The sequence below is a fragment of the Caulobacter sp. UC70_42 genome (assembly GCF_044056025.1).
Lineage (GTDB): Bacteria > Pseudomonadota > Alphaproteobacteria > Caulobacterales > Caulobacteraceae > Caulobacter.
Map to the genome: position 1 here is coordinate 578,052 of NZ_CP171994.1, position 20,925 is coordinate 598,976.

The window sequence follows — 20,925 nt, forward strand, 5'->3', positions numbered from 1 at the left end:
TTGCCCGGGGATCGGTTGCCTCTCGACCGCCAACGGCGCCTTCGAAAAAGGCGCCAGTCGGGACGTGATGGCCGCAAACTGGATTTCTGGTTTACAAAATACAATACGTAATTATCGTCACCAAAAGTACAAACAGCACACCTGATGTCCGGAAGCCGGCGGGGGTGGGTTAAATTCGTCAAGAAGGGGGTAACGAGATGACTTGCCATACGCTTACACGCCGCGCCTGGCTGGGGACCACCGCCCTGGCGGCGACCCTGGCCCTTCCAGTGCTGGCCAACGCCCAGTCGACGACGGCGCCGGGCGAAGTCTCCGCCCTCGAGGAGATCGTGGTCACCGCTGACACCACCGGCACCAAGGCCGTCCAGGTCGGCAGCTTCCGCGGCGCCAAGCAGCTGGACACCCCCCTGACCATCAGCGTCATCCCGCGTGAAATGCTCGACGTGCAGCAGTCGCGCAGCATTCAGGACGCCCTGCGCAACACGCCCGGGGTCACCGCCTCCCAGACCTCGCCGACGGTCTACAGCAACCTGGCCATCCGCGGCATTCCGGTCGAGAACCGCGGCAACTATCGCCTCGACGGCACGCTGCCGATCATCAACCTCATCGACCTGCCGCTCGAGGACAAGGAGCGCGTCGAAGCCCTGAAGGGCGCCTCGGCGCTGTACTACGGCTTCACCAGCCCTTCGGGCATCATCAACCTGACCATGAAGCGGGCCACGCCCGACCCGCTGCTGAACATGTCGGTGTTCGGCAATTCGCACGGCGCGGTCGGCGGCCATGTCGATGTCGGCGGCACGCGCGGCATCCTCGGCTATCGGATCAACGCCGTCTACGATCGACCCGACTCCGGCATCGACAACACCGACGGCAAGCGCAACCTCTTGTCGGGCGCTTTTGACCTGAAGCCGACCGACACCCTGACCCTGCAGTTCGACGGCGAGCGCATCTTCAAGGATGTCAACGAACCGGGCATCTACCGCTTCCTGAAGGTCCCGGCCACCACGGTCGCCAACCCCTATCCGACCATCAAGCTGCCGAACCTGATCGATCCTTCGACCAATTTCGGACCGGACTGGGCGCGCAACAAGACCAAGGAAAGCAACCTGCTGGCCAAGTCGATCTGGCGCTTCCTGCCCAACTGGGAGCTCGTCGCCAGCGCCGGCCTGTCGCGCCTGCAGCGCGAACGCCACTTCAACACGATCGACCCGAACGATCCCAACACCAATCCCCTGACGGGCGCGGTGGGCGAGTTCCCGCTGTCGGTCAGCTACCAGCCGGTCGCCAAGTACCGCAACGAGAACTACCGCGTCGAGATCACCGGCGCCTTCTCCACCGGCCCGCTGAAGCATGAGATCCTGCTGGGCGCCTCCGACAACATCCGCGAGAACCGCTCGTCGGCCAGCAGCGCCCAGGCCTGCCTCTACAACAGCACGACCGGGGCCCTGATCGGCGCGACCCTGGCCTCGACCGCCGCGGCGGGCCAGACCCGCGCCCTGTGCCGGCAGAGCATCACCGACCCGCACGCCATCCCGCAGCTGGGCGAGCCGCTGAACGCGCTCAATAACCCCAGCGGCATCAAGGATGTCGGCTACTACGTCTTTGACCGCATCAAGTACAACGAATGGCTTCAGGTGCTGGTCGGGGTGCGCAAGTCCGACTACGAGGAAAAGCGCCTCGACACGGGCGTGAAGACCTTCCAGGCCAAGCCGACCTCGCTGTCGGGCGGGGTGGTGATCAAACCCAAGTCCAATGTCAGCCTCTATGCGACCTATATCGAGGGGCTGGAATCGACGCCGGCCGCGCCGCTGACGGCGACCAACTCCAACGAGCAACTGGGTCCGTCGCAATCGACCCAGTATGAGGGCGGCGTGAAGTGGGAAATCTTCCCCACCCTGCTGCTGCAAGCGGCCTATTTCGACATCAAGCGCGACTCCGCCGTCGTCAATGGCGCCAACACCTACGTCAAGGACGGCCGCCAGACCTACAAGGGCTTGGAAACGAGCCTGACGGGCAAGGTCAGCCGCGACTTCACGATCTACGCCAGCGCGCTGTTCCTGGACGCCAAGTACACGTCGGGCTCCCCTACGGTCCTGCTGTTCAACGCCAACGGAACGCCGCGCATCGACGCGGCCAGCGGCAGCCAGTTGATCTCGCCGACCATCGTCGGCAAGCGCGTCGAGGGCTCGCCGAAGGTTTCCTGGTCGGTGTCGGGCGAGTACCGGCTCACAGCCCTGGTCGAGGGCCTGGCGATCAATGGCGGCGTCTTCCACACCGGCGACCAGGCCATCAATCCGCTCAATCAGAACTTCATCCCCGCCTACACCCTGTTCGACCTGGGCGCGTCCTATCGCACCGAGATCGCCGGGCGGCCGACGACCTTCCGCGTCTACGGACAGAACATCGGCGACAAGAAGTACTTCGCCTCCACCGGCGGCCTCTTCGCCGCGCAAGGCGCGCCGTCGACGGTGAAGTTCGCGATCTCGACCGAGTTCTGATCCTCCCCCGGGAACCGTCGATCTTGGGCCGGCCTCATCGCGAGGCCGGCCCATTCCTTTTGCATGGCTCGCGCGTCCATGGCGCGCGAGCCGATGGCCTCGCGCACGGACCAGGCGAAGGCCGCCGTGCCCGAGGGCCCGCCGATGTCACGGGTTCGGGCGGCTGGATCGCTCAGCACTTGCTCCACCGACGCCTCGACGACCCGGGCCGCCGAAATCAGACCAGACTTGCCGTCACGTCGGCGCCGCCTAGAGCCTGTCCAGCGCCCGGCGCAGGATGCTCGGAATCATGCCTCCCGCCCGCAACAGCGCGATCTCGGCCTGGGTCTCGACCAGGGCCGTGGCCTGCCCCTCCAGCACCGTCCCATCGGCCCGCAGGATCCGGATGGCGATCGACGCGCGGGGGGCCAGTGCGTCGAGGTCCCAATCGATCTCGATGTGATCGGTCGCCGTCAGGCCCAGGGTCTCCGGGCGCCAGCCCTCAGGCATTCGCAACGGGGCCACGCCCATGCCAACCAGGTTGGAGCGGTGGATGCGCTCGAAGCTTCTGGCCAGCACCGCCCGCACGCCCAGGAGCTGAACGCCCTTGGCCGCCCAGTCGCGCGACGAGCCGGTCCCGTAGCGCTCTCCGGCCACGATCACCAGCGGCGCGCCGAGCGCCCCGTAGCGTTGCGCGGCCGTCCAGGCCGGGGCCGGCTGGCCGTCGGGATCGAAGGTCCAGCCGGGCGCGAGACCTTCGCCCAGGAGGTTCTTCAGCGTCCGGTTGGTGAAGAGCCCCCGGACCATCACCTCCCAGTTGCCGCGGCGCGAGGCGTAGACATTGAGATCGGCTGGGTCGGCGCCGTGAGCGACCAGCCAGCGCCCGGCTTCGCTGGCGGCGGGGATCGCCCCGGCCGGCGAGATGTGGTCGGTGGTGACGTCGTCGCCCAGCGCCAACAGGATCCGCGCCCGCATCGATCCCGGCGCGATCACGCCGCTCTCCTGGCGTACGAACGGCGGTGGCCGCAGATAGGTCGACGAAGGGTCCCAGGGGAACCGCGCCGCCTCCGGCGCCGACAGAGCGGCCCAGGCGGGGGAGGCCTCCGCCGCATCATAGGCCTCGGCGACATCCCCCGGATCAGCGGCGAGACGGACGAACGCCTCGACCTCGTCCGCCGCGGGCCAGAGATCGGCCAGACGCACGACCTCGCCGCCCGGGCCGTGGCCGATCGGGTCGCTGGCGATGTCCAGGGCCGCTCGCCCGGCCAGGGCGTAGGCGACCACTAGGGCGGGCGAGGCCAGGAGCGCGTTGTCGACCTGGGCGTGGACCCGGCCGGGGAAGTTGCGATTGCCCGACAGCACGGCGATGGGCTTGAGACCCCGCTTGGCCATCGCCTGCTCGATCACGGCTGGCAGGGGGCCGGAGTTGCCGATGCAGGTCGCGCAGCCGTAGCCGGCGATGGAGAAGCCCAGGGCTTCGAGATCTTCAAGCAGACCGACGCGCTCCAGCCGGCGACGGGTGGCGGGCGACCCGGGCGTCAGGGAGGCGCGCACCCAGGCCGGCGGCGCCAAGCCCAGGGTTCTGGCCTTGCGCGCCACCAGACCCGCCGCCACTAGCAGGCCAAGGTCGGTGGTGTTGGTGCAGGAGGCGATGGCGGCGATCGCCACCGCGTCGGCCGGAGGCCCGCCGGGACCGGCCGGAGCGACGCCTGCCAGGGCCGGCGCCAGGGCGGCGGGCACGGCCGCCAATTCCAACCGGTCCTGCGGCCGGCGCGGTCCCGCGACGCTGGGCGTCAGGACCGACAGGTCGATCTCGATCGTCTCGGTGTAGCGCGGCTCCAGCTCCGGCGTCCGCCAAAGGCCAAGGCGGCGGGCGTAGGCCTCGACGAGCTCGATCTGAGGCGCGTCCCGGCCGGTGATCCGCAGGTAGTCGAGCGTGCGCGCGTCGATCGGGAAGAAGCCGGTCGAGGCGCCGTATTCGGGCGCCATATTGGCCGCCACCGACCGCTGACCGACGCTCAGACTGCCCACGCCAGGACCGAAGAACTCGACGAACTCCCCGGCCACGCCCAGTTTGCGCAGCCGCTCGGTGACCACCAGGGCCAGGTCGGTCGCCGTCGCGCCCGGCCCCAGCGCGCCGGTCAGACGAACGCCGACGACCTCGGGAATACGCAGAGAGACCGGCACGCGGAACATCGCGCCCTCGGCCTCCAGCCCGCCCACGCCCCAGCCCAGCACGCCCAGCGCGTTGATCATCGGCGTGTGGCTGTCGGTGCCCACCAGGGTGTCGGGGACCGCCCATGGGACGTCGTCGCGCGTCTCGCGGGCGACCACCGTCGCCAGGCGCTCCATGTTGATGGTGTGCATGATGCCGCTGCCGGGCGGGAACACCCGAAAGCCGTCCACCGCTCCCGACGCCCATTTCATGAACCGGTAGCGCTCGCCATTGCGCTCGAGCTCACGCGCCATGTTGCGGGCCGCCGCGTCGCCGACGCCCGCGAAGTCCACGGCCAGGGAATGGTCGGTCGAGGTCGCCACGGGCCTGTCGGGATTGAGCCGGGTCGGGTCGCCGCCCGCCGCCGCCAGCACGTCGCGCATGGTGGCGATATCCACCAGGGCGGGACCGCAGGTGGTGTCGTGCATCAGGATGCGCGACGGCGAGAAGGTGATCGCCGCCTCGCTGCGGCCACGCTCCAGCCAGGCGAGGAGATCGGCGCGCCCGGCCCGCGCCGCCTCGCCGCCCTGACGCAGGAGATTCTCCAGCAGGATCCGGTGGGTGATCGGCAGGCGGTGCAGCGCCCCGCCCGCTTCGGCCGGCAAGTCCACGCAGGCCAGGACGCCGAACGCGCCCTCGATCTTGGCGATACGCATGGGTCAGGCCCGAGCGCGGAAGACGATGCAGACCGGGCTGCCGACCTTGATCCGCTCACCGGCCGGCGACAGCCGCCCGGTCTCCCGTCCGACGGCGAACGGCGCGATGGTGTCGCTCTCCTCGTTGGCCGCGAACACAAAACGGCCGTCCGGCGAGATCGCGAAGAAGCGCGGGGTCTTGCCGCCGCTGGCCCGCCATTCGACCGGGGTCAGGCGACCGTTGGCCGGGTCGACGGCGAAGACGGCCAGGCTGTCGTGTCCGCGGTTGGAGGCGTAGACGAACCGACCATCGGCCGAGACCTCGATCTCCGCGCCCCGACTATTGCCGACAAAGGAATCGGGAAGGCTCGAGACGATCTGGAACGGCGTTAACGCACCGCTGGCGGAGTCGAAGCGCATGGCCGTGACGGTCGAATCCAGTTCGTTGATCACATAGGCGAGCGTCCCGCCCGGATGGAAACCGATGTGGCGCGGACCCGAGCCGTCGCGGCCCAGAGCCGGCGAGTCGATCGCCGTCAGCTTGCCGGTGGCCGGATCGAGCCGGAACACGAAGGTGCGGTCCAATCCCTTGTCCGGCACGGCCAGGAACCGGTTGGAAGGATCGAAGACCACCTGGTGCGGCTTGGCGAAGGGCTGTTCCACGCGATGCGGACCGATCGGCCCCGACAGGGTGACAAGGTCGACCCGCTCGCCCAGGGACCCGTCCTCGCCGCGCGGCAGGACCGCCAGGCTGGAGGTGATGTGGTTGGCGACGACCAGCCAGCGATTGGTCGCGTCGAACGCCAGGTGCACCGGGTTCTTGCCGCCGGTGGACCGGCGATTGATCGCCGTCAGCAGGCCGTCGGCGCCAATCCGGAAGGCGCTGACCTCGGTCTGGTCGCCATGCACCGCATAGAGGTTCGATCCCGTGCGGTCGAACGCCAGGAACGAGGGGTTCACCAGATCGCCGACCAGCTGCAGGTGGCTCCAGGCGCCGCTCGCCGCGTCGACCCGGAACACGTTGATCCCGTCGCCCCGGGCGTTGCGCTCGCGTGAGGTGCGCGCCCCGACATAGGCCAGATAGCTCGTCATCCCCTTGGTCCTTCCTTCGCGCGCCGCGGCGCCCGATCCCGTCAGCACGCCCGCCCCCAGGCCCGCCAGCACCCCGCGCCGGCTGGGCGCGGCCGAGACTTCGGCGTGAGTCGATGGCGGCACGGCCTGGCTCCGGATCGTTATTGTATTTCTATCTATAATAGTTCAATCCTGCCGTGGAAAGAGGGCGACGAGGCCCCGTGACGATCAGGCGCCGGGAGACGAGCGATGCAGGATGACGAGGCGGCGCGGGCGCTGGAGACCCGCACGACGTGCAAGGTGTTCTGGCGGCTGATCCCCGCCTGCTTCGGGCTCTACATGATCTCGTACCTGGATCGGGCCAACATCGGCTACGCGGCCCTGCAGATGAACCATGACCTGGCCCTGACCAGCGAAGCGTTCGGCTTCGCCGCGGGCGTGTTCTTCCTCGGCTATTTCCTGTTCGAGGTGCCCAGCAACATCGCCCTGAACCGCTTTGGCCCGCGGATCTGGATCGCGCGGATCCTGCTGACCTGGGGCGCGGTGTCGATCCTGACCGCCTTCGTCCAGAACGCCGCCCAGCTCTACGTCCTGCGCTTCCTGCTGGGGGTGGCCGAGGCGGGGTTCTTTCCCGGCATCATCGTCTATCTGACCTATTGGGTGCGCGCCAAGGAACAGGCCGCGACCGTGGCCTTCTTCCTGGCCGCCATCCCCGCCTCCTACCTCCTGGGCGCGCCGCTCAGCACCCTGATCATGGAACGGATGAACGACGTCATGGGCTTCGGGGGCTGGCGGTGGATGATCTTCCTGGAGGGCGTCCCGGCGGTGATCGGGGGCGTCGGCGCCTACTGGCTGCTGACCGACCGGCCCAAGGACGCCAAGTGGCTGACGCCCGAGGAGCGCAACTGGCTGGAGACGCGGATCGAGGCCGATCACGCCCGTCGCGGCGGCGTCCGGCATCTGGGGACGGTCAAGGCCATGCTGGCCCCGGGCGTTCTCTATCTGTCGGCGATCTATTTCATCTACCAGTGCGGCAATCTGGGCATCGGCTACTGGACGCCGCAGATCGTCAAGCACCTGTCCAAGAGCCTCACCGCCTTCCAGATCGGCCTGGTCTCGGCCGCGCCCTATGCGGTGGCCACGGTGGCCATGGTGCTTTGGTCCAAGAACTCGGACCGCACCGGCGAGCGCCGCTGGCATTCGGCCCTGCCCCTGCTGGTGGCGGGCCTGGCCCTGGCCGCCACGGTCCTGACCCGCGACATCGTCCTGTCGATGGTGTTGCTGACCTTGGCCCTGACCGGCCTTTACGCGTTCAAGTCGCCGTTCTGGTCGCTGCCCGGGCTTTTCCTGACGCGATCGTCGGCGGCGGTCTCAGTGGCGGTGATCAACTCGATCGGCAATCTGGGCGGCTTCGCGGGCCCCTACGCGCTGGGCTGGGTCAAGACGCGCACCGGCGACCCGGCCAAGGGCCTGCTGTTCCTGGCCGTCCTGACGTTGGTCGCCTTCGCCATGACCGCCGCGGCGCGGCTGAACACCACCGCCGCCGAAAGGCGAACCTGATCCTTGCGCCTCCGATCTCCCGTCTCACCAGGCTTCAACGATGAGCCGGAGAGAGGCGATGGCGATGGACCGCCCGCCCGGCGCGGCGACAAGTTGCAGGCCGGGCTGCAGGGTCGTCCGCGGCGCGATCTTGTCGGCATAGGCCGCCTCGAAGCCGACTTCGCTCCCATCGCCGCGGGCCTTGGCGTAGTGAAAGCCGACCGACAGACGGCTGTCCGGGCGGCTGGCCCAGACGCCGCCTCTGGTCGCTCCGGCCTGCAGGGACACGGCGATCGGTGCGCGCCCGGCGCTCGCGCCGCCGCGGACGAACAGAGTGATCCCCCGGCCATGGTCCGAGGTCAGGTCACGCTCGAACAGGCCGTAGATCCCGCGCGCGCGCGGCGTTCCGGTGTCGTCACGCTCAAAGCCGTAGCGCCAGGCCCCCACCGCCCAGCGGCTGCGGTCGCCCCCGCCGACCTGGACGACGCCCAACGCCCCTTGGGCGAACCCAAGATCGACGCCGCCGGGATCGCCCAGCGTTCCGGCCTTGGCGTCGATGATGGCCGCCTGGACATAGCGCTTGCGCTCGTCCTCCCAGCGAAGCCGCACCGCCAGCGCCGTCGAGGGGAAGATCGACGGTCCCGCCGATCCGGTCGCTGACAACTCCGTGCCGATCCCGAACGCGGGATGGATCAGTTGGTCGGAGCCCGCCGTGGCGTAGAATTCGCTGTTGAGGTCGTAGAGCCCGGCGCGCACCGATCCTCGCCCGGCGCCGAAATCCTGTTGCAGCCAAGCCTCGAACAGACGGGTGCGCGGACGCGTCACCTCGATATTGTCGAGCCCTTCCAGCGTCCCGAGCGCGGCGTCGGGCTGGCCGCCGGTGTTGATCAGGAGTCCCGCGTGGAAGACGGCGTCGCGAAGGCCCGCCAGAGCGTCGAGATCGAGGTCGCCGGTCAGGTCCAGATTGTCCAGGGCCCAGGCCCGCCCCGATCCGTTGGGCGTGACGACAAGATCCGCCGTATAGGCCGCCTGACTCTTCCAGACCTCGCCCTCCCGCGCCCAGGCGGCTTCGGCGACGGGCAGGGCCGCAGACACCGCGGCCAATCCAAAGACCGTGCGCCGGGAGGGCTTGGCCTTCCGGCTTCGCGCAGGATGACGGCTCAATAGATATCCCTCCGATAACGCCCGGCGGCGGCGAGGTCATCGAGACGCTCCCGCCCGAGAATGCTCGCCAGAACGCGGTCCACGGCGGCGGCCATCGCAAGGCCTCCGCAGACGAAGATCGCCGCGTCGTCATCGACCCACTGGCGCACCACGTGGGGGTTCCGAGTCAGGATGTCCTGAACGTAGCGAGGTCCCTCCCGACGCTGGTCCTCGCGCGAGAACACCCGGTCCAGACGCCGCAGGACGCCTGACGCCAGCCAGGCCTCCAACGCGTCGGCGTAGTAGCGGTCGGCGCGGGGCGAGCGTTCGCCAAATATCAGCCAAGTCGGGGTCAGGCTGCGCTCGGCCCGATGGGCCAGATGACCGCGCAGGCCCGCCAGGCCCGTGCCGGCCCCGATCAGGATCATCGGCCGGGCTTGACGCGGCGGATGGAAGTTGGTGTTGGCCCGCAGGCGCATCGGCACGCTGGAGCCCAGAGGCGCGTGCCGGGTCAGCCAGCCCGAGGCCAAGCCCAGCCGCCCGTCGGGCAACACCGACTGCCGCACGAGAAGCTCCACGTGGCCTTCGGACGGCAGGCTGGCGATCGAATAGTCGCGGGGCGCGGGGCTTCGGTCGTCCCCGTCCGGAGCTCTGGCGACGACCTCGGCGATGTCACCGGCCGTCCAGACCAGACGCGCCGGATCGGGCGGGGTCAGGACCACGCGCCAGGTCTCGCCGCCGGGCGAACCTGGGTTGAGGTGCTCCCGCGCGGTCAGGACCCAAGGCTCGTGGTGGTCGGCGCTCCAGGTCTCGGCGGGCGCCGCCGCGCCCAGGGCCGTCAGCACCTCGCGCCAGCGGGCCAGGGCAAGAGCGTCGCGCTCCCCGCCGTCGACCACGGTGAGATCGCAAACGGCTCGCGAGCCGCTGGCCCTCAGCCATGCGTCCAGCCGTCGCCCGAACGCGCAGAAGTCGGCATGGGCGCTGTCGCCCAGGGCCAGGACCGCGTAACGCAGCCGCGGCAGGTCGAGCGGCCGATCCATGAGCTTGCGGGCGAAGGCGCGCGCCGCGTCCGGCGGTTCGCCCTCGCCATAGGTCGCGGCCACCACCAGCAGGAGGTCGGCGCGCGCCAGAGCGTCGGCGTCGAGACTGGCCAGGGACGTCACGCGCGCCACGCGGCCGCCTTCGACCAGGGCCGCGGCCGTTCGCCAGGCCAGTTGCTCGGCCGTGCCGGTCTGGCTGGCGAAGGCCACCAGGATCTCCTCGCCGCCGGCCGGCCGCGCCGGGCGCTTGGCGGCCTTGGCCAGGACCCGCGCGGCGCGCCCTCCGCGACGACGGTCGAGATAGAGCAGCCAGCCGGTGATGAAGAAGCCCGGCAGCAGGGCCGCCCCGGTCATGACCAGGATCCGTCCCGGCAGGCCGAAGAACGCGCCCCGGTGGACCGCGACCATGGCCTGCATCAGCTTGCGGCCCAGGGGCAGATCGTCGAACCGCGTGACCTTGCGCGCCGCCCCGGTCGTGGGGGTCGAGCTGAAGCTCGTTGAAGGCGCGGTCGTGCGGCGCGCCGAGGTCGAGGTAGCGGATGCGCACCGTCGCCTTGGCGTCCTTGGGAATGGTGACGATGGCGCTGTCGAAGCGACCGCCATTGATCGCCTTCATGCCTGCCCAGGCCCTGTCCAGCGACGGACGGCCGGGTTTCTTGACCGCCGCTCCGTCCTTGCCGCTCGTCTTCCGGGCCGCCTTGGTCAACTCGGCGGCTTTGGCGGGCGGAGCCTGGCCGGTCAGCAGGCGAGACAGCCCGTCGCGCCACCAATCGTAGGAGAAGCTGAGGCCGCTGACCGCGCTCAGCAGATAGGCCAAGGCCACCCACGTCCCGACCGTTACGTGCAGGCCTCGCCACAGGGCCCGGCCGCGCTGGCGCGGATCGAAGGTCAGCCAAGCCCGCCAGCGAGCGGCCGATCTTGGCCAACGCAGATAGATCCCCGAGATCACGAAGAACAGCAGGGCCAGGGCCGCCGCCCCGGTGACCTGCCGCCCGGCCCCCTCACTCCCGCCCGGCAGCAGCAGCACCCGATGCAGCAGCAGAATCCGGGCGAAGAACGCCTCGCCCCGCGCCTGACCCAGCACTCGGCCGTCATAGGGATCCAGGTACAGTTTCTCGGGCGGAGCCGTGGAGTCCTTGGAGCGGCCGGCGGGGACGAAGGTGACCCGCGCCGAACCACCCGGTTCGCCTTGCAGGGTCAGCAGGGTTGGCTTGGCTCCAGGGCGCTGGGCGGCGAAGCGCGCCAAGAGGGCGTCGGGCGAAAGCGGGGCGCCTGCCGGGGCGCGACCTGGATCACGCCGCGGTCCAGGGCTCTCAGAATCTCGTCGTCGAACGCGGTGATCGTCCCGGTGACGCCCATCACCGTCAGCACCAGCCCGAGGGTGAGGCCTAGCGCCCAATGAATCTGGCGGATCAGTTCCTTCAGCATGCGACAGCGCCTAGGTCATGGCGGCGCGCAGCGCCGGGGCGTCGATCTCGCCGCGCGCCAGCCGGGCCAGCAGCAGGGCCGAAAGTTGCGCGCGCTCGACGAAGCTCTCGGGTCGGGCGAACTCGGCCGGGCTGTGGATGTCGCCGCCCCGCACGCCAAGGGTGTCGACGTTGGGCAGGCCTGCGGCGAACAGGTTGTTGCCTTCGCACACGCCGCCCGACGCCTTCCAGGCGATCGGCTGGCCCAGCATCGCGCCGGTCTCGCGCACCGCGTTCAAAAGTCTCTCCTGGGCCGGGTTGAGCGGTTTGGCGGGGCGGGTGACGCCACCGTGGCGCTCGACGCTCAGCCCCTCGCCCCGCCCGATCTCCAGAGCCTCGTCGATCCCCGCCTCCAGCCAGGCCTGAGCGGCGGCGTCGGGGAAGCGGGCGTTGAACCGTATGACCGCCAGGTCCGGCACGATGTTCAAGGCCCCGCCGCCGTCGATCTTGGCCAGATCGACGGTGACGCCCTCGCGCCGGCCGTTCAGCGCGGCCAGCGCCTGGCCGATGGCCATGGCCGCGACCACGGCGTTGCGCCCCTTGTCGAAGTCACGGCCGGCATGAGCGGCGCGGCCGCGGACCACGATGTGGAAATTGCCCGAGCCCTTGCGGGCTCCGGCCAGCCCGCCATGGTCCATGGCCGGCTCGTAGGTCATGCCCACGTGACCAAGCCGACCGATCTTGGCCAGGAGCGGCGCCGAGGCGATCGATCCGGTTTCCTCGTCGGGCGACAGCAGGACGCGGTAGCCGACCGCATGCGCCAGCGAATGACGCTCGAAGGCGGCCAGGGCGCCCAGCATGACGCTGATCCCGCCCTTCATGTCGGCTATGCCAGGCCCGTTCAGGGCCCCGTCGTCGCGCGCGACCACGCGCCTAAAGGCGGTGTCGGCCGGGAACACCGTGTCGTAGTGCCCCGTCAGGATCACCTGAACGGGCGCATGCGACCGCACGGTCAGAAGCAGCGCCTCGCCATTGGCCTGACGGCGCTCGGCGCCGTCGGCGGCGACTTCGAGGGTGGGGTCCAGAGGCGAGCGCGTCACCTCCCCAGGCAAGACCTCCAGCGCCTCGACCAACAGGCCGGCCTGGGTCGCCAGGCCCTCGAGGTTCCGGCTGCCGGAGTTGACGCCGCACCACGTCGTGGCGCGTTCGACGAGCGCCGCCCCATCCCGCGCCAGGCGGTCGAGCATGAAGCGGTCTTCCGCTTCAACGGGCCTGGCCGCGCGCGCCCCGTGGTTGTCGTTCGTCACCCTGTGCTCCACCCGATAGCAAGGCCCGGAAACGCAAGCGCACCGACTTCAGAAGGCCGTTTCGTCTTTTTGCTCACATAAATACAAAATCATTGACGCCCGCTCCGGTCAACCGTATCGACTTTCGCCAACGGTACTTTTTTGCGTCGATCGGTCGTCGTCGCGAGACTTTCAGGCTGGGGTGAATGGCGCTCATTTCCGATAGCTCCGCGACGGAAGCGGCGGTCGCGGTCGACGGCTTGCCCCGGGCGCGCCCTTCGGCCGTGGGCGTCGACGGCGCCAGGATCGCCGGCTTCATGCGCGAGGCGCTCGAGGCGGGCCTGGAGCTGCATGCGGTGATGCTGCATCGCCACGGCCATGTGGCTGTCGACGCGGCCTGGTGGCCCTATCGGACTGACACCCCGCGGGTGATGCACTCGGTGGCCAAAAGCGTCACCGCCTGCGCGATCGGCCTGGCTCTGGAGGAAGGCCGTTTCGCCTTGAACGACAAGGTGGTGTCGTTCTTTCCCCAGCACCTGCCGCCCGTCGTGGACGAGAAGCTGGCGGCGATGACGGTGGAAGACCTGCTGACCATGCGCACGGGGCATGCGGCCGAGACCTCCGGCGCCCTCTGGCGCGGCAGCAGCGAGAGCTGGATCGCCAAGTTCTTTGGCATTCCGATCACGCACCCGCCCGGCGGCGCCTATGTCTACACCAGCGCGGCCAGCTACATGCTGGCGGCGATCCTGTCGCGCACCACCGGCCTGACCCTCCACGACTATCTCAAGCCGCGACTGTTCGAGCCGCTGGGGATCACTGGCGAGCAGTGGGACATCGGCTCGGACGGCATCAACCCCGGCGGCAACGGGCTGACCTTCAAGCCGGTCGACCTGCTGAAGATCGGCGCCTTGCACGCCCAGAACGGCGTCTGGAACGGGCGTCGATTACTGCCAGCCGATTGGGTGGCGCGCGCCACGCGGGCTTATGGCGACGGCGGCTACGGCTATCACTGGGTGGTGCGCCCCGACGGCAGCTACAGCGCCCTGGGTCTCTTCGTGCAGATGGCGACGGTGTTCCCGCAGGCCGAGGCGACCCTGGTGGTGCTGGGCGCGATCGACGGCAGCGAAAAGATCGCCCCGTTCATCGATCGCTGGATCCCGAGACGCCCTGCGCGGCGGGTCCGCGGAAGGCGACGCGGCGCTCGACGCAGCCCTGTCACCCCTGCGGCGGCCCAGGCCGCTGAACTCCGTGCGCGCCAACACCCCCCGCCTGGTGAGCGGCGTCACCTACCGGATGGACGACAACCGGCTCGGAGTGCGGGCCGTGCGGCTGGACTTCGAGAAGGACCGTTGCGTGTTCACCCTCGTCGACGAGGCCGGCGAGCACGCCATCACGGCGGGGTTCCGGGACTGGATCGCCGGCGTCACCGACATGCCCGGCCGCGACCTGCACCATGGCTACGCCCTTCACGGCGTGTGCGTTCTGGCCGGCGCCGAGCAGGTCAACGAGACCACCACGCGCCTGACCTGGATCTTCCCCGACACCGCCTTTCGAGACACCGTCTGGTGCCGCTTCGAGGGCGAGCGCCTGACGCTCACCCGCACCGTGAACGTCAATTCCGGCGCCTTGGCCTGGCCGGAACTGACGGGGATCGCCGACCGGAGTCTTAAGCCGCAATGACCGACGCGCCCGCCTGGGTGGTCCGCGCCGCGCGGGCCGCCGACCTGGATCCGCTGCTGGACCTGGCCCGGGCCTTGGGCCCTGGCATGACCACCCTGCCCCCGGACGCCGCGGTTCTCGCCAACAAGATCGACTGCTCTGAGCGCACCTTCGCCGGCCAGGAGACCGACGACCGCCAGCACGTCCTGGTGCTGGAGGATCTTGCCGACGGCCGCGTCCTGGGCATCTCGGCGGTCTATCCGCGCATCGGCGAGCGCCACGGCTTCTTCTCCTACAAGCTCACCAAGCTGGTGCAGCGTTCGGAACTTCTGGGCCGCCGGGTCGACGTCGAGTTGCTGACCCTGAGCAACGACTATACCGGGGCGACCGAGGTCGGCTCCCTGGCGATCCGGCCGGAGCTGCGCGGGACCAGCGCCGGCCGTCTGTTGGCCCGCAGCCGCTACATGCTGATCGCCGCCTTTCCACACCTGTTCGCCGACCGGGTCATGGCCGAGATGCGCGGCTGGCAGGACGAGGATGGCCGCAGCCCGTTCTGGGACGCGATCGGCGCGCGATTCTTCGACTTGCCGTTCGAAGAGGCCGACCGTCTCAGCGCGGTCGAGGGCGCCGGGTTCATCGCCGACCTGATGCCCAAGCAGCCGATCTACACCGCCTTGCTGCCGGAGGATGCGCGCCAGGCCATCGGCCGGGCCCATGCGGTCAGCGCCAAGGCCATGGCCATGCTGATGGACGAGGACTTCCGCTACGAGGCCCATGTCGATGTCTTTGACGGCGGCCCTCAGGTCCATGCCGCGCGCGACAAGATCCGTACGGTGCAGGATAGCCGTTCGGTCCAGGTCGCGGAGACCGGCGCGGGCGAGACCTCGCCCTGGCTGGTCTCGAACACCCGCCTTGAGGACTTCCGTGTCGTGGAGACCCGCGCCCGCGCCGCGGCGGGCGAGGTCGCCATCGACGAGACGGCCCGGCGCGCCTTGCGGGTCGACCGTGGCGCTGAGGTCCGTATCGCGCCGGGCCGCGAACGTCGCGCCCGAGCCGATGGAATGTGACTTGCGCCCTCGGGTGAAATCCGTCCGCTCGGTTCAGGAGAAACGCAGGACGGTCGTCGATCGAAACGGGGTCCCGGGCCGCAGCACCGTCGAGGGGAACGTCGCCTGGTTGGGGCTGTCCGGCAGGTGCTGGGTCTCGAACGCCAGGCCCGCGTGCCGGGGATAGGCCACGCCCTCCGAACCGGTCTCACTGCCGTCGAACCCGTTGCCGCTGTTGAACTGAATGGAGGGCTCGGTGGTCAGCACCGTCATCCGGCGGCCGCTGGCGGGATCTTCGATCCAGCCGGCCGGAAGCGGAACGGTCGACATGGCGTCGCGCAGGACGAGGCTGTGATCGAAGCCGTTCGACGCGGCCAGCAGCGGATCGTCGAGACGCAGCACGTCGCCCAGCCGTCGTGGCGACCGGAAGTCCAGAACCGTGCCCGCCACCGAAGGCAGCTTGCCGGTCGGGGCCTTGCGGGCGTCGACCTCCGCGTAGCGGTCGGCGTCGATCTGGACGCGATGATCCGCCACGGCGCTCGCCCCCGCCCCGGCTCCGGCCAGGTTGAAGAAGGCGTGGTTGGTGAAATTGACCACGGTCGGCGCGCTGGTCCAGGCGACATAGTCGATGCGCAGCGCGTTGGACTTGCGCATCAGACGGTAGGTCACCGTCAGCCTCAGCGTCCCAGGGAAGCCCTGGTCGCCCGCCGGGCTGAGCAGGCTGAAGCGGACGCCGACCGACTGGCTGTCCGAGACAACCTGGCTGGACCACAACCGCTTGTCGTAGCCCCGCGAGCCGCCGTGCAGGGTCATGTTGTTGCGCCCCGCCTCGAGCTGGCGGGTCTGGCCGTCCAGGGAGAAGCGCGCATCGGTGATGCGGCCCGCATAGCGGCCGATCACCGCGCCATAACGCCGCTGGTTGGTCTCGTACGCGCCGATGTCGGGTCGATTCAGCACGACATTGGCGAACTTGCCCTGGCGGTCGGGCGTCTCGATCGCGGTCAGGGTCGGCGCCATAGTCGATGGCCGCGACGCTCATGCCCAGGTCGTTGCGCAGCACGGTCTTGACCACGGCCGCGCCGGCCCTGGTCTTGCCGAACGGCAGACGGCGGACCTCGGCGGCGCGGGCCTCGCCAGCGACGGCGATCAGGGCGATCACAGCGATTAGAGCCAGCGCCGCGCCGACGCGGTTTTCGCGGGAGACGAGATCAGGCATCGACCCAGAGCACCGGCTGACGAAGCGGATAGTTGCGGATGACCTCGGGCTCTGTTGGATCCGGATCCAGCCGTTTCCAGAGGTCGAGATAGCCCTGTCGTTTCAAGGCGAGGCCTCCGAACAGCAGGCTGGGTTGGCGGACGGGCCAGCCGTCCCAAGCCTCGACGTCGGGCGGTTTGGGCCAGGTTGTCTTGTCGGCGATGAACGGGGCCATATAGGCCAGGGCGTCGGCGATCGAGCCGCCAGTCTCCCCCTTGAAGGTCCAGACGTTGCCGCCCGGCGTCGACATCACGTGGGCGCAGGCGGCCAGGACGTCCAGGTTGAACAGGCAGTAGCCATAGGGCTTGGTGCGAGAGAGCTCGAGAGGCTGGGAGCCGTCGGCCGCGATCTGGCCGACAACCAGCGCCTTGATCCGCCCGCGCGCCGTGTCCAGCTCGGCCTCGCGGCCCGTCAGTTGCGCGAACACGGCCGCCTGTAGCGCCCAGCAGCTGCCGTGGTTGTTCTTCTGGTCGCGCTCGTCGACGCCGTTCGGAGAGGTGGTCAGCCAGGTCAGATAGGCGTCGAACCAGGCGATGGTCGGGGCATAGACGCCGAGTTCCGGTCGCGCCGCCGCCAGCACCGAAACCGCCCGCGCCACCTCGACCAGGTGCAGGGTGTCGATGACGCCGATGCCCCGGCCCGTGTTGACGCCGATAATGGCCTGGGCGTGCTCCAGGTTCGGGTTCATGCGGGTGTCGGGCGCGACGAACCAGGCCCGCAGGTGCTTCTCGGCGTGCTCGGCGTAGCGGGCGTCCCGGGTCACCTTGTAGGCCGCAGCCAGGGCCGGCAATTGGACGCCCAGCCTGATCAACGCGTCGCGGTGGGCGGTGAACTTGTCGGGATTGGAATAGCCGTCCCTGCGGATGTACGGACCCTTGGGATGGGCCGGATCGGGCCACCAGTAGTCGGCTTCCGAGTAGTAGTCGTGTCGGCCGCCAGGGCCGCGCGGCGCGGCGAAGGCGGTGATCGTTGCCGGCGCCTCGGCCAGGTAGCGATCGGCGGCCTTCAGGATCCGCGCCCGATCGATGCCGGCGATGTCGAGCGGCGCCGCCCTCGCGCCGCCAAACGCCGCCAGGGCCAGGCCCGTCCCGAGGAAGAAATCGCGTCGGTTCATGAACCACTCCGAACGGCGCCGAAGGGATAAAAAGGTCCCGCGCCCCGGGGCTCGGCCCCGGGAACCATCCGTCGGTCAGGCAATCCGCGCTTGGGAGGCGATTGGGGAGTCCTGACGGTCGACGGACCGCGACGGCGCGGCGGGACAGTCGTCGGTCCGGCGGGGATGAATGAAGAACCCGCCGGACCGCGTTGGATCAGAATCGCAGACGAACTCCAGCGTAGATCTGCGGCCCATTGTCCGAGACCTCGGTGATCGAGTCCTCGCCGGCCTTGTACATGATGTCTCGGGTGTTGGTGACGTTCAGGGCCTGGAGCTTGAGCTGCACCTGCTTGGTCAGGTCGTAGGACGCCGACAGGTTCAGATAGCCCGAGCCCTTTACGCTGCGATTGGTGTTGCTGTTGGGCTTGAAGTAGCCCGAGCGATACCGATACGAGGCCCGCAGCGAGAGCTTGTCGTTCTCCCAGTAGATCGAGCCATTGCCGGTGTACTTGGACAGGCCCATCAGGTTGGCCATGTCCGTGTACGGACCGACGGCGGACGAATCCGGGATTTCGAAATTGGCCTCAGTGATCGCGAAGCTGCCCTGCACGCCGAACCCGCTGAGGATACCCGGCAGGTAGGTGAACGCGTGGTTGCCCGAGAACTCGATCCCGTAGAGGTCGCGGGTCGCCGGGTCGTTGGCCGGCGCGATGGCGTTGAAGGTCACCAGCTGACCGTTGGCGACGATGCTGGTCTCGCGCGGCTCCTGGGCGTCGAACGACGCCCCCTTCAGCCACTTGTAGTAGGTGGCGATCGCGAAAGAGGTGTCGCGATTGACGTAAAACTCCAGCGAGGCGTCCAGATTCCAGCCGCGGATCGGCTTGAGGTTCGGATTGCCGGTGGTGCTGTTGGCCAGGACGCCCTGCACCGTGGTCGCGTTGGCGTCGACCCCCGGGGTGATGCCCACGTTGAAGTCTTCGATGCCCGAGCGCGACAGGGCCTTGTAGCCCGCCAGGCGCAGCTTCACGACATCGGTCAGGTCGAAGGCGACATTGATGCTGGGCAGGACGTACTCGTAGCCCCCCTCGCCCTCGATCTCCTGCAGCGGCGTGCCGGGCGTGCGGACCACGGTCGCGGCGGAGCCGCCCACCGACGGTGTTACGGTCAACTCGCCGCGGAAGCCCTTCGACAGCACGCGGGTGCGGACATAGCGCACGCCGGCGTTCCCCGAAACCGGCGTGTCGCCCAGATGGGTGCGGAAGCTGGTCATGATGTAGGCGGTGCTGATCCGCTCACGAATATTGGAGTCTTCCGGCCCGGGCGCGTTGGCCGGCAGGTCGACCTTGTCCTTGCCGGTGTAGGTGCGGAACAGGCAGTCGTTGTCGAACAGCGCCCACGACTTGACGTTGGTCTTGCCGTCCATGAAGTCGGAGGTCGAGAATGGCACGCGGCAGTTGGCGTTGGCGTCGGCGACCAGCTGGGTCGGCGTGCGGCCGTCATAGGTGACCGGGATCGGAAGATCGCTGTTGTTGCCGGCGTCCTGGGTGCGGCGGTGATCCGACAGACGGCCGCCGATCTTGATGTTCTGGAAAAAGCCGTCGCCCAGTTCGTAGGTCACATCGGCCCGCACGGCGCCGATCTTGTCGAAGCGGTCGGTGGCCAGGCGATAGCGCGCATAGTTGCTGTTGCTGGTCGGCGCGCCGATCAGGAAGTTGGCCGGATCGTTGACGTCGAAGTTCGTGAAGGTGACCGAGGGAACCTCGTCGGTCGTGGCGTCCAGCGTATAGGCCACGCGCGACTTGGAGCGCATGTTGGTGGCCTTCTGCAGTTCGGTGCGGTGCGACTGCGAGTAGGACAGGTCGCCGCTGATCGTCAGGCGATCCGTGGGGGTCCAGGTGACCGCGCCGCCGCCGCCGATGTACTTCTCGTTGCGCTGACGGTCCTCGACCTGGATCTCGAGGTTCGAGTTGCCGCTGTATTTCATCAGCGCCCCGTCGCTGAAGTCGTTCGACTGGCCGCCAACGATCAGGGGCTGGACGCCGCGCAGGGCCTCGGTAATGGCCAGTTGGTTGCGGTACTCGCCGCTCTTGCGGGTCGAGTACTGGCCGTCGATGCTGATGTCGAGGTTCGAGGTCGGCTTCCACTGGAACGTGCCCATCAGCGCTTCGCGCTTCTCGTCCGTGACCTTGGACTGGAAGGTGCGCGAGCTGGTGGCGAAGTAGCGCGGACCGATCGTCGAGCCGGTCGGCGCGGTCGTGGCGTTCGAGCAGTTGGCCGTCGAGGTTCCCGGGGCCGCCGCGTAGGTCGTGCAGGGCACGAACGCGGAGTTGGTGATGTAGTAGTCCTCGGGCGTGGCCTGATCCAGGCGCTGGTAGCCGAGGCTGACGCCCATCTCGCCGAACTTGGTGTCGAAGCTGTCGGTGTAGGAGATGTTGCCGCGATAGCCGAGGCCGTTGTGACCGCGGATGTCGTCGTCCTTGGGCAGGTAGGCGCCGCGCACTTCCATCTGGATGCGGCGCTTGCCGTAGTCGATGGGTCGGATCGACTTCAGCTCGATCACGCCGGCGATGCCGCCGTCCAGGAAGTCGGCCTGCTGGCTCTTGTAGACCAGGACGCCGTTGACCAGTTCCGACGGGAACTGCTGGAAGGCCACCGAGCGGTCGGGACCGGCGGTCGATACCTCGCGGCCGTTGAAGGTCGAGAAGCTGAGCGCGGGACCCAGGCCCCGGACGCTGAGCTCGTTGGCGTTGCCCTTGAAGCGGTCGGCGGTGACGCCGGTGATGCGCTCCAGCGTGTCGCCCACCGAGTTGTCCGGCAGGGCGCCGATCTCGTCATTGACGATGCCGTCGACAATGACGCTGGCGGTGCGCTTGGTCTCGATCGAGCTGCGCTGGGTGGCGCGCGCCGAAGTGACGACGATCGCATCGATCGTATCGTCCGCGGGCGGCGTCGCCGGGGCGGTCTGAGCCAGGGCCTGGGCCGGGAGGATGATCGCCGCGCTCAGCAGCAGGCTACGATAGAATGTTGATTTCATGGAGCTTCCCCATCCTTTTTTGA

Annotated in this window: 13 protein-coding genes and 1 pseudogene; 4 read left to right on the forward strand and 10 right to left on the reverse strand. The window is 68.9% G+C overall.

Features of this window, described 5'->3' with window-relative positions:
• Positions 1 to 197 precede the first annotated feature (197 nt).
• Positions 198 to 2,498 (forward strand): TonB-dependent siderophore receptor, encoded by a 2,301-nt coding sequence (locus tag ACHMW8_RS03130; protein WP_395444712.1) that lies wholly within the window; start codon positions 198 to 200, stop codon positions 2,496 to 2,498.
• 249 nt (positions 2,499 to 2,747) lie between these two features.
• Here the strand turns inward: ACHMW8_RS03130 and acnA are convergent, their stop codons facing one another.
• Together acnA and ACHMW8_RS03140 are read right to left on the reverse strand one after the other, a co-directional pair.
• Positions 2,748 to 5,348: an aconitate hydratase AcnA gene (acnA, locus tag ACHMW8_RS03135; protein WP_395444713.1), complete on the reverse strand. Its 2,601-nt coding sequence runs from the start codon at positions 5,346 to 5,348 to the stop codon at positions 2,748 to 2,750.
• A gap of 3 nt (positions 5,349 to 5,351) precedes the next feature.
• On the reverse strand, positions 5,352 to 6,542 hold the full coding sequence (locus ACHMW8_RS03140; RefSeq protein ID WP_395444714.1) for a lactonase family protein: 1,191 nt from the start codon (positions 6,540 to 6,542) through the stop codon (positions 5,352 to 5,354).
• A 105-nt stretch (positions 6,543 to 6,647) separates the two neighbouring features.
• On the opposite strand from ACHMW8_RS03140, the gene ACHMW8_RS03145 reads away from it, so the two are divergent.
• The gene (locus ACHMW8_RS03145; RefSeq protein ID WP_395444715.1) at positions 6,648 to 7,958 is read left to right on the forward strand and encodes an MFS transporter; all 1,311 of its coding nucleotides are present in this window, start codon (positions 6,648 to 6,650) and stop codon (positions 7,956 to 7,958) included.
• Positions 7,959 to 7,982: 24 nt separating this feature from the next.
• Here the strand turns inward: ACHMW8_RS03145 and ACHMW8_RS03150 are convergent, their stop codons facing one another.
• The 5 genes and pseudogenes from ACHMW8_RS03150 to ACHMW8_RS03170 all read right to left on the reverse strand — a co-directional run bounded on the left by ACHMW8_RS03150 (position 7,983) and on the right by ACHMW8_RS03170 (position 12,833).
• The gene (locus ACHMW8_RS03150; protein WP_395444716.1) at positions 7,983 to 9,032 is read right to left on the reverse strand and encodes a carbohydrate porin; all 1,050 of its coding nucleotides are present in this window, start codon (positions 9,030 to 9,032) and stop codon (positions 7,983 to 7,985) included.
• Between the two features lie 65 nt (positions 9,033 to 9,097).
• Entirely contained in the window at positions 9,098 to 10,723 is a 1,626-nt protein-coding gene (locus ACHMW8_RS03155) for a flavodoxin domain-containing protein (RefSeq protein WP_395444717.1), read from the reverse strand.
• A gap of 94 nt (positions 10,724 to 10,817) precedes the next feature.
• A pseudogene (locus ACHMW8_RS03160) lies at positions 10,818 to 11,366 on the reverse strand (PepSY-associated TM helix domain-containing protein); the annotation flags it as partial.
• Entirely contained in the window at positions 11,318 to 11,548 is a 231-nt protein-coding gene (locus tag ACHMW8_RS03165; RefSeq protein ID WP_395444718.1) for a PepSY domain-containing protein, read from the reverse strand. The pseudogene ACHMW8_RS03160 and the gene ACHMW8_RS03165, both read right to left, overlap by 49 nt.
• A gap of 10 nt (positions 11,549 to 11,558) precedes the next feature.
• Positions 11,559 to 12,833: a hydrolase gene (locus ACHMW8_RS03170; RefSeq protein WP_395444719.1), complete on the reverse strand. Its 1,275-nt coding sequence runs from the start codon at positions 12,831 to 12,833 to the stop codon at positions 11,559 to 11,561.
• 185 nt (positions 12,834 to 13,018) lie between these two features.
• On the opposite strand from ACHMW8_RS03170, the gene ACHMW8_RS03175 reads away from it, so the two are divergent.
• A complete protein-coding gene (locus ACHMW8_RS03175) occupies positions 13,019 to 14,482 on the forward strand; it encodes a serine hydrolase domain-containing protein (RefSeq protein WP_395444720.1) in 1,464 nt (487 codons plus the stop codon).
• Positions 14,483 to 14,488: 6 nt separating this feature from the next.
• The gene (locus ACHMW8_RS03180; RefSeq protein ID WP_395444721.1) at positions 14,489 to 15,538 is read left to right on the forward strand and encodes an arginine N-succinyltransferase; all 1,050 of its coding nucleotides are present in this window, start codon (positions 14,489 to 14,491) and stop codon (positions 15,536 to 15,538) included.
• 33 nt (positions 15,539 to 15,571) lie between these two features.
• Here ACHMW8_RS03180 and ACHMW8_RS03185 read toward each other — a convergent pair whose 3' ends face one another.
• From ACHMW8_RS03185 to ACHMW8_RS03195, 3 genes are all read right to left on the reverse strand, one after another.
• Positions 15,572 to 16,534, reverse strand: a complete 963-nt coding sequence (locus tag ACHMW8_RS03185; RefSeq protein ID WP_395444722.1) for an aldose epimerase family protein — start codon at positions 16,532 to 16,534, stop codon at positions 15,572 to 15,574.
• A gap of 191 nt (positions 16,535 to 16,725) precedes the next feature.
• On the reverse strand, positions 16,726 to 17,886 hold the full coding sequence (locus ACHMW8_RS03190; RefSeq protein WP_395444723.1) for an alginate lyase family protein: 1,161 nt from the start codon (positions 17,884 to 17,886) through the stop codon (positions 16,726 to 16,728).
• 196 nt (positions 17,887 to 18,082) lie between these two features.
• Entirely contained in the window at positions 18,083 to 20,902 is a 2,820-nt protein-coding gene (locus ACHMW8_RS03195; RefSeq protein ID WP_395444724.1) for a TonB-dependent receptor, read from the reverse strand.
• Between the last annotated feature and the right edge of the window lie 23 nt (positions 20,903 to 20,925).

Coding starts and splice junctions, on each gene's coding strand:
- ACHMW8_RS03130 (WP_395444712.1), top strand. CDS start 198: ATGACTTGCCATACGCTTACACGCCGCGCCTGGCTGGGGACCACCGCC.
- acnA (WP_395444713.1), bottom strand. CDS start 5,348: ATGCGTATCGCCAAGATCGAGGGCGCGTTCGGCGTCCTGGCCTGCGTG.
- ACHMW8_RS03145 (WP_395444715.1), top strand. CDS start 6,648: ATGCAGGATGACGAGGCGGCGCGGGCGCTGGAGACCCGCACGACGTGC.
- ACHMW8_RS03155 (WP_395444717.1), bottom strand. CDS start 10,723: ATGGCGGTCGCTTCGACAGCGCCATCGTCACCATTCCCAAGGACGCCA.
- ACHMW8_RS03165 (WP_395444718.1), bottom strand. CDS start 11,548: ATGCTGAAGGAACTGATCCGCCAGATTCATTGGGCGCTAGGCCTCACC.
- ACHMW8_RS03175 (WP_395444720.1), top strand. CDS start 13,019: ATGGCGCTCATTTCCGATAGCTCCGCGACGGAAGCGGCGGTCGCGGTC.
- ACHMW8_RS03180 (WP_395444721.1), top strand. CDS start 14,489: ATGACCGACGCGCCCGCCTGGGTGGTCCGCGCCGCGCGGGCCGCCGAC.
- ACHMW8_RS03185 (WP_395444722.1), bottom strand. CDS start 16,534: ATGGCGCCGACCCTGACCGCGATCGAGACGCCCGACCGCCAGGGCAAG.
- ACHMW8_RS03190 (WP_395444723.1), bottom strand. CDS start 17,886: ATGAACCGACGCGATTTCTTCCTCGGGACGGGCCTGGCCCTGGCGGCG.
- ACHMW8_RS03195 (WP_395444724.1), bottom strand. CDS start 20,902: ATGAAATCAACATTCTATCGTAGCCTGCTGCTGAGCGCGGCGATCATC.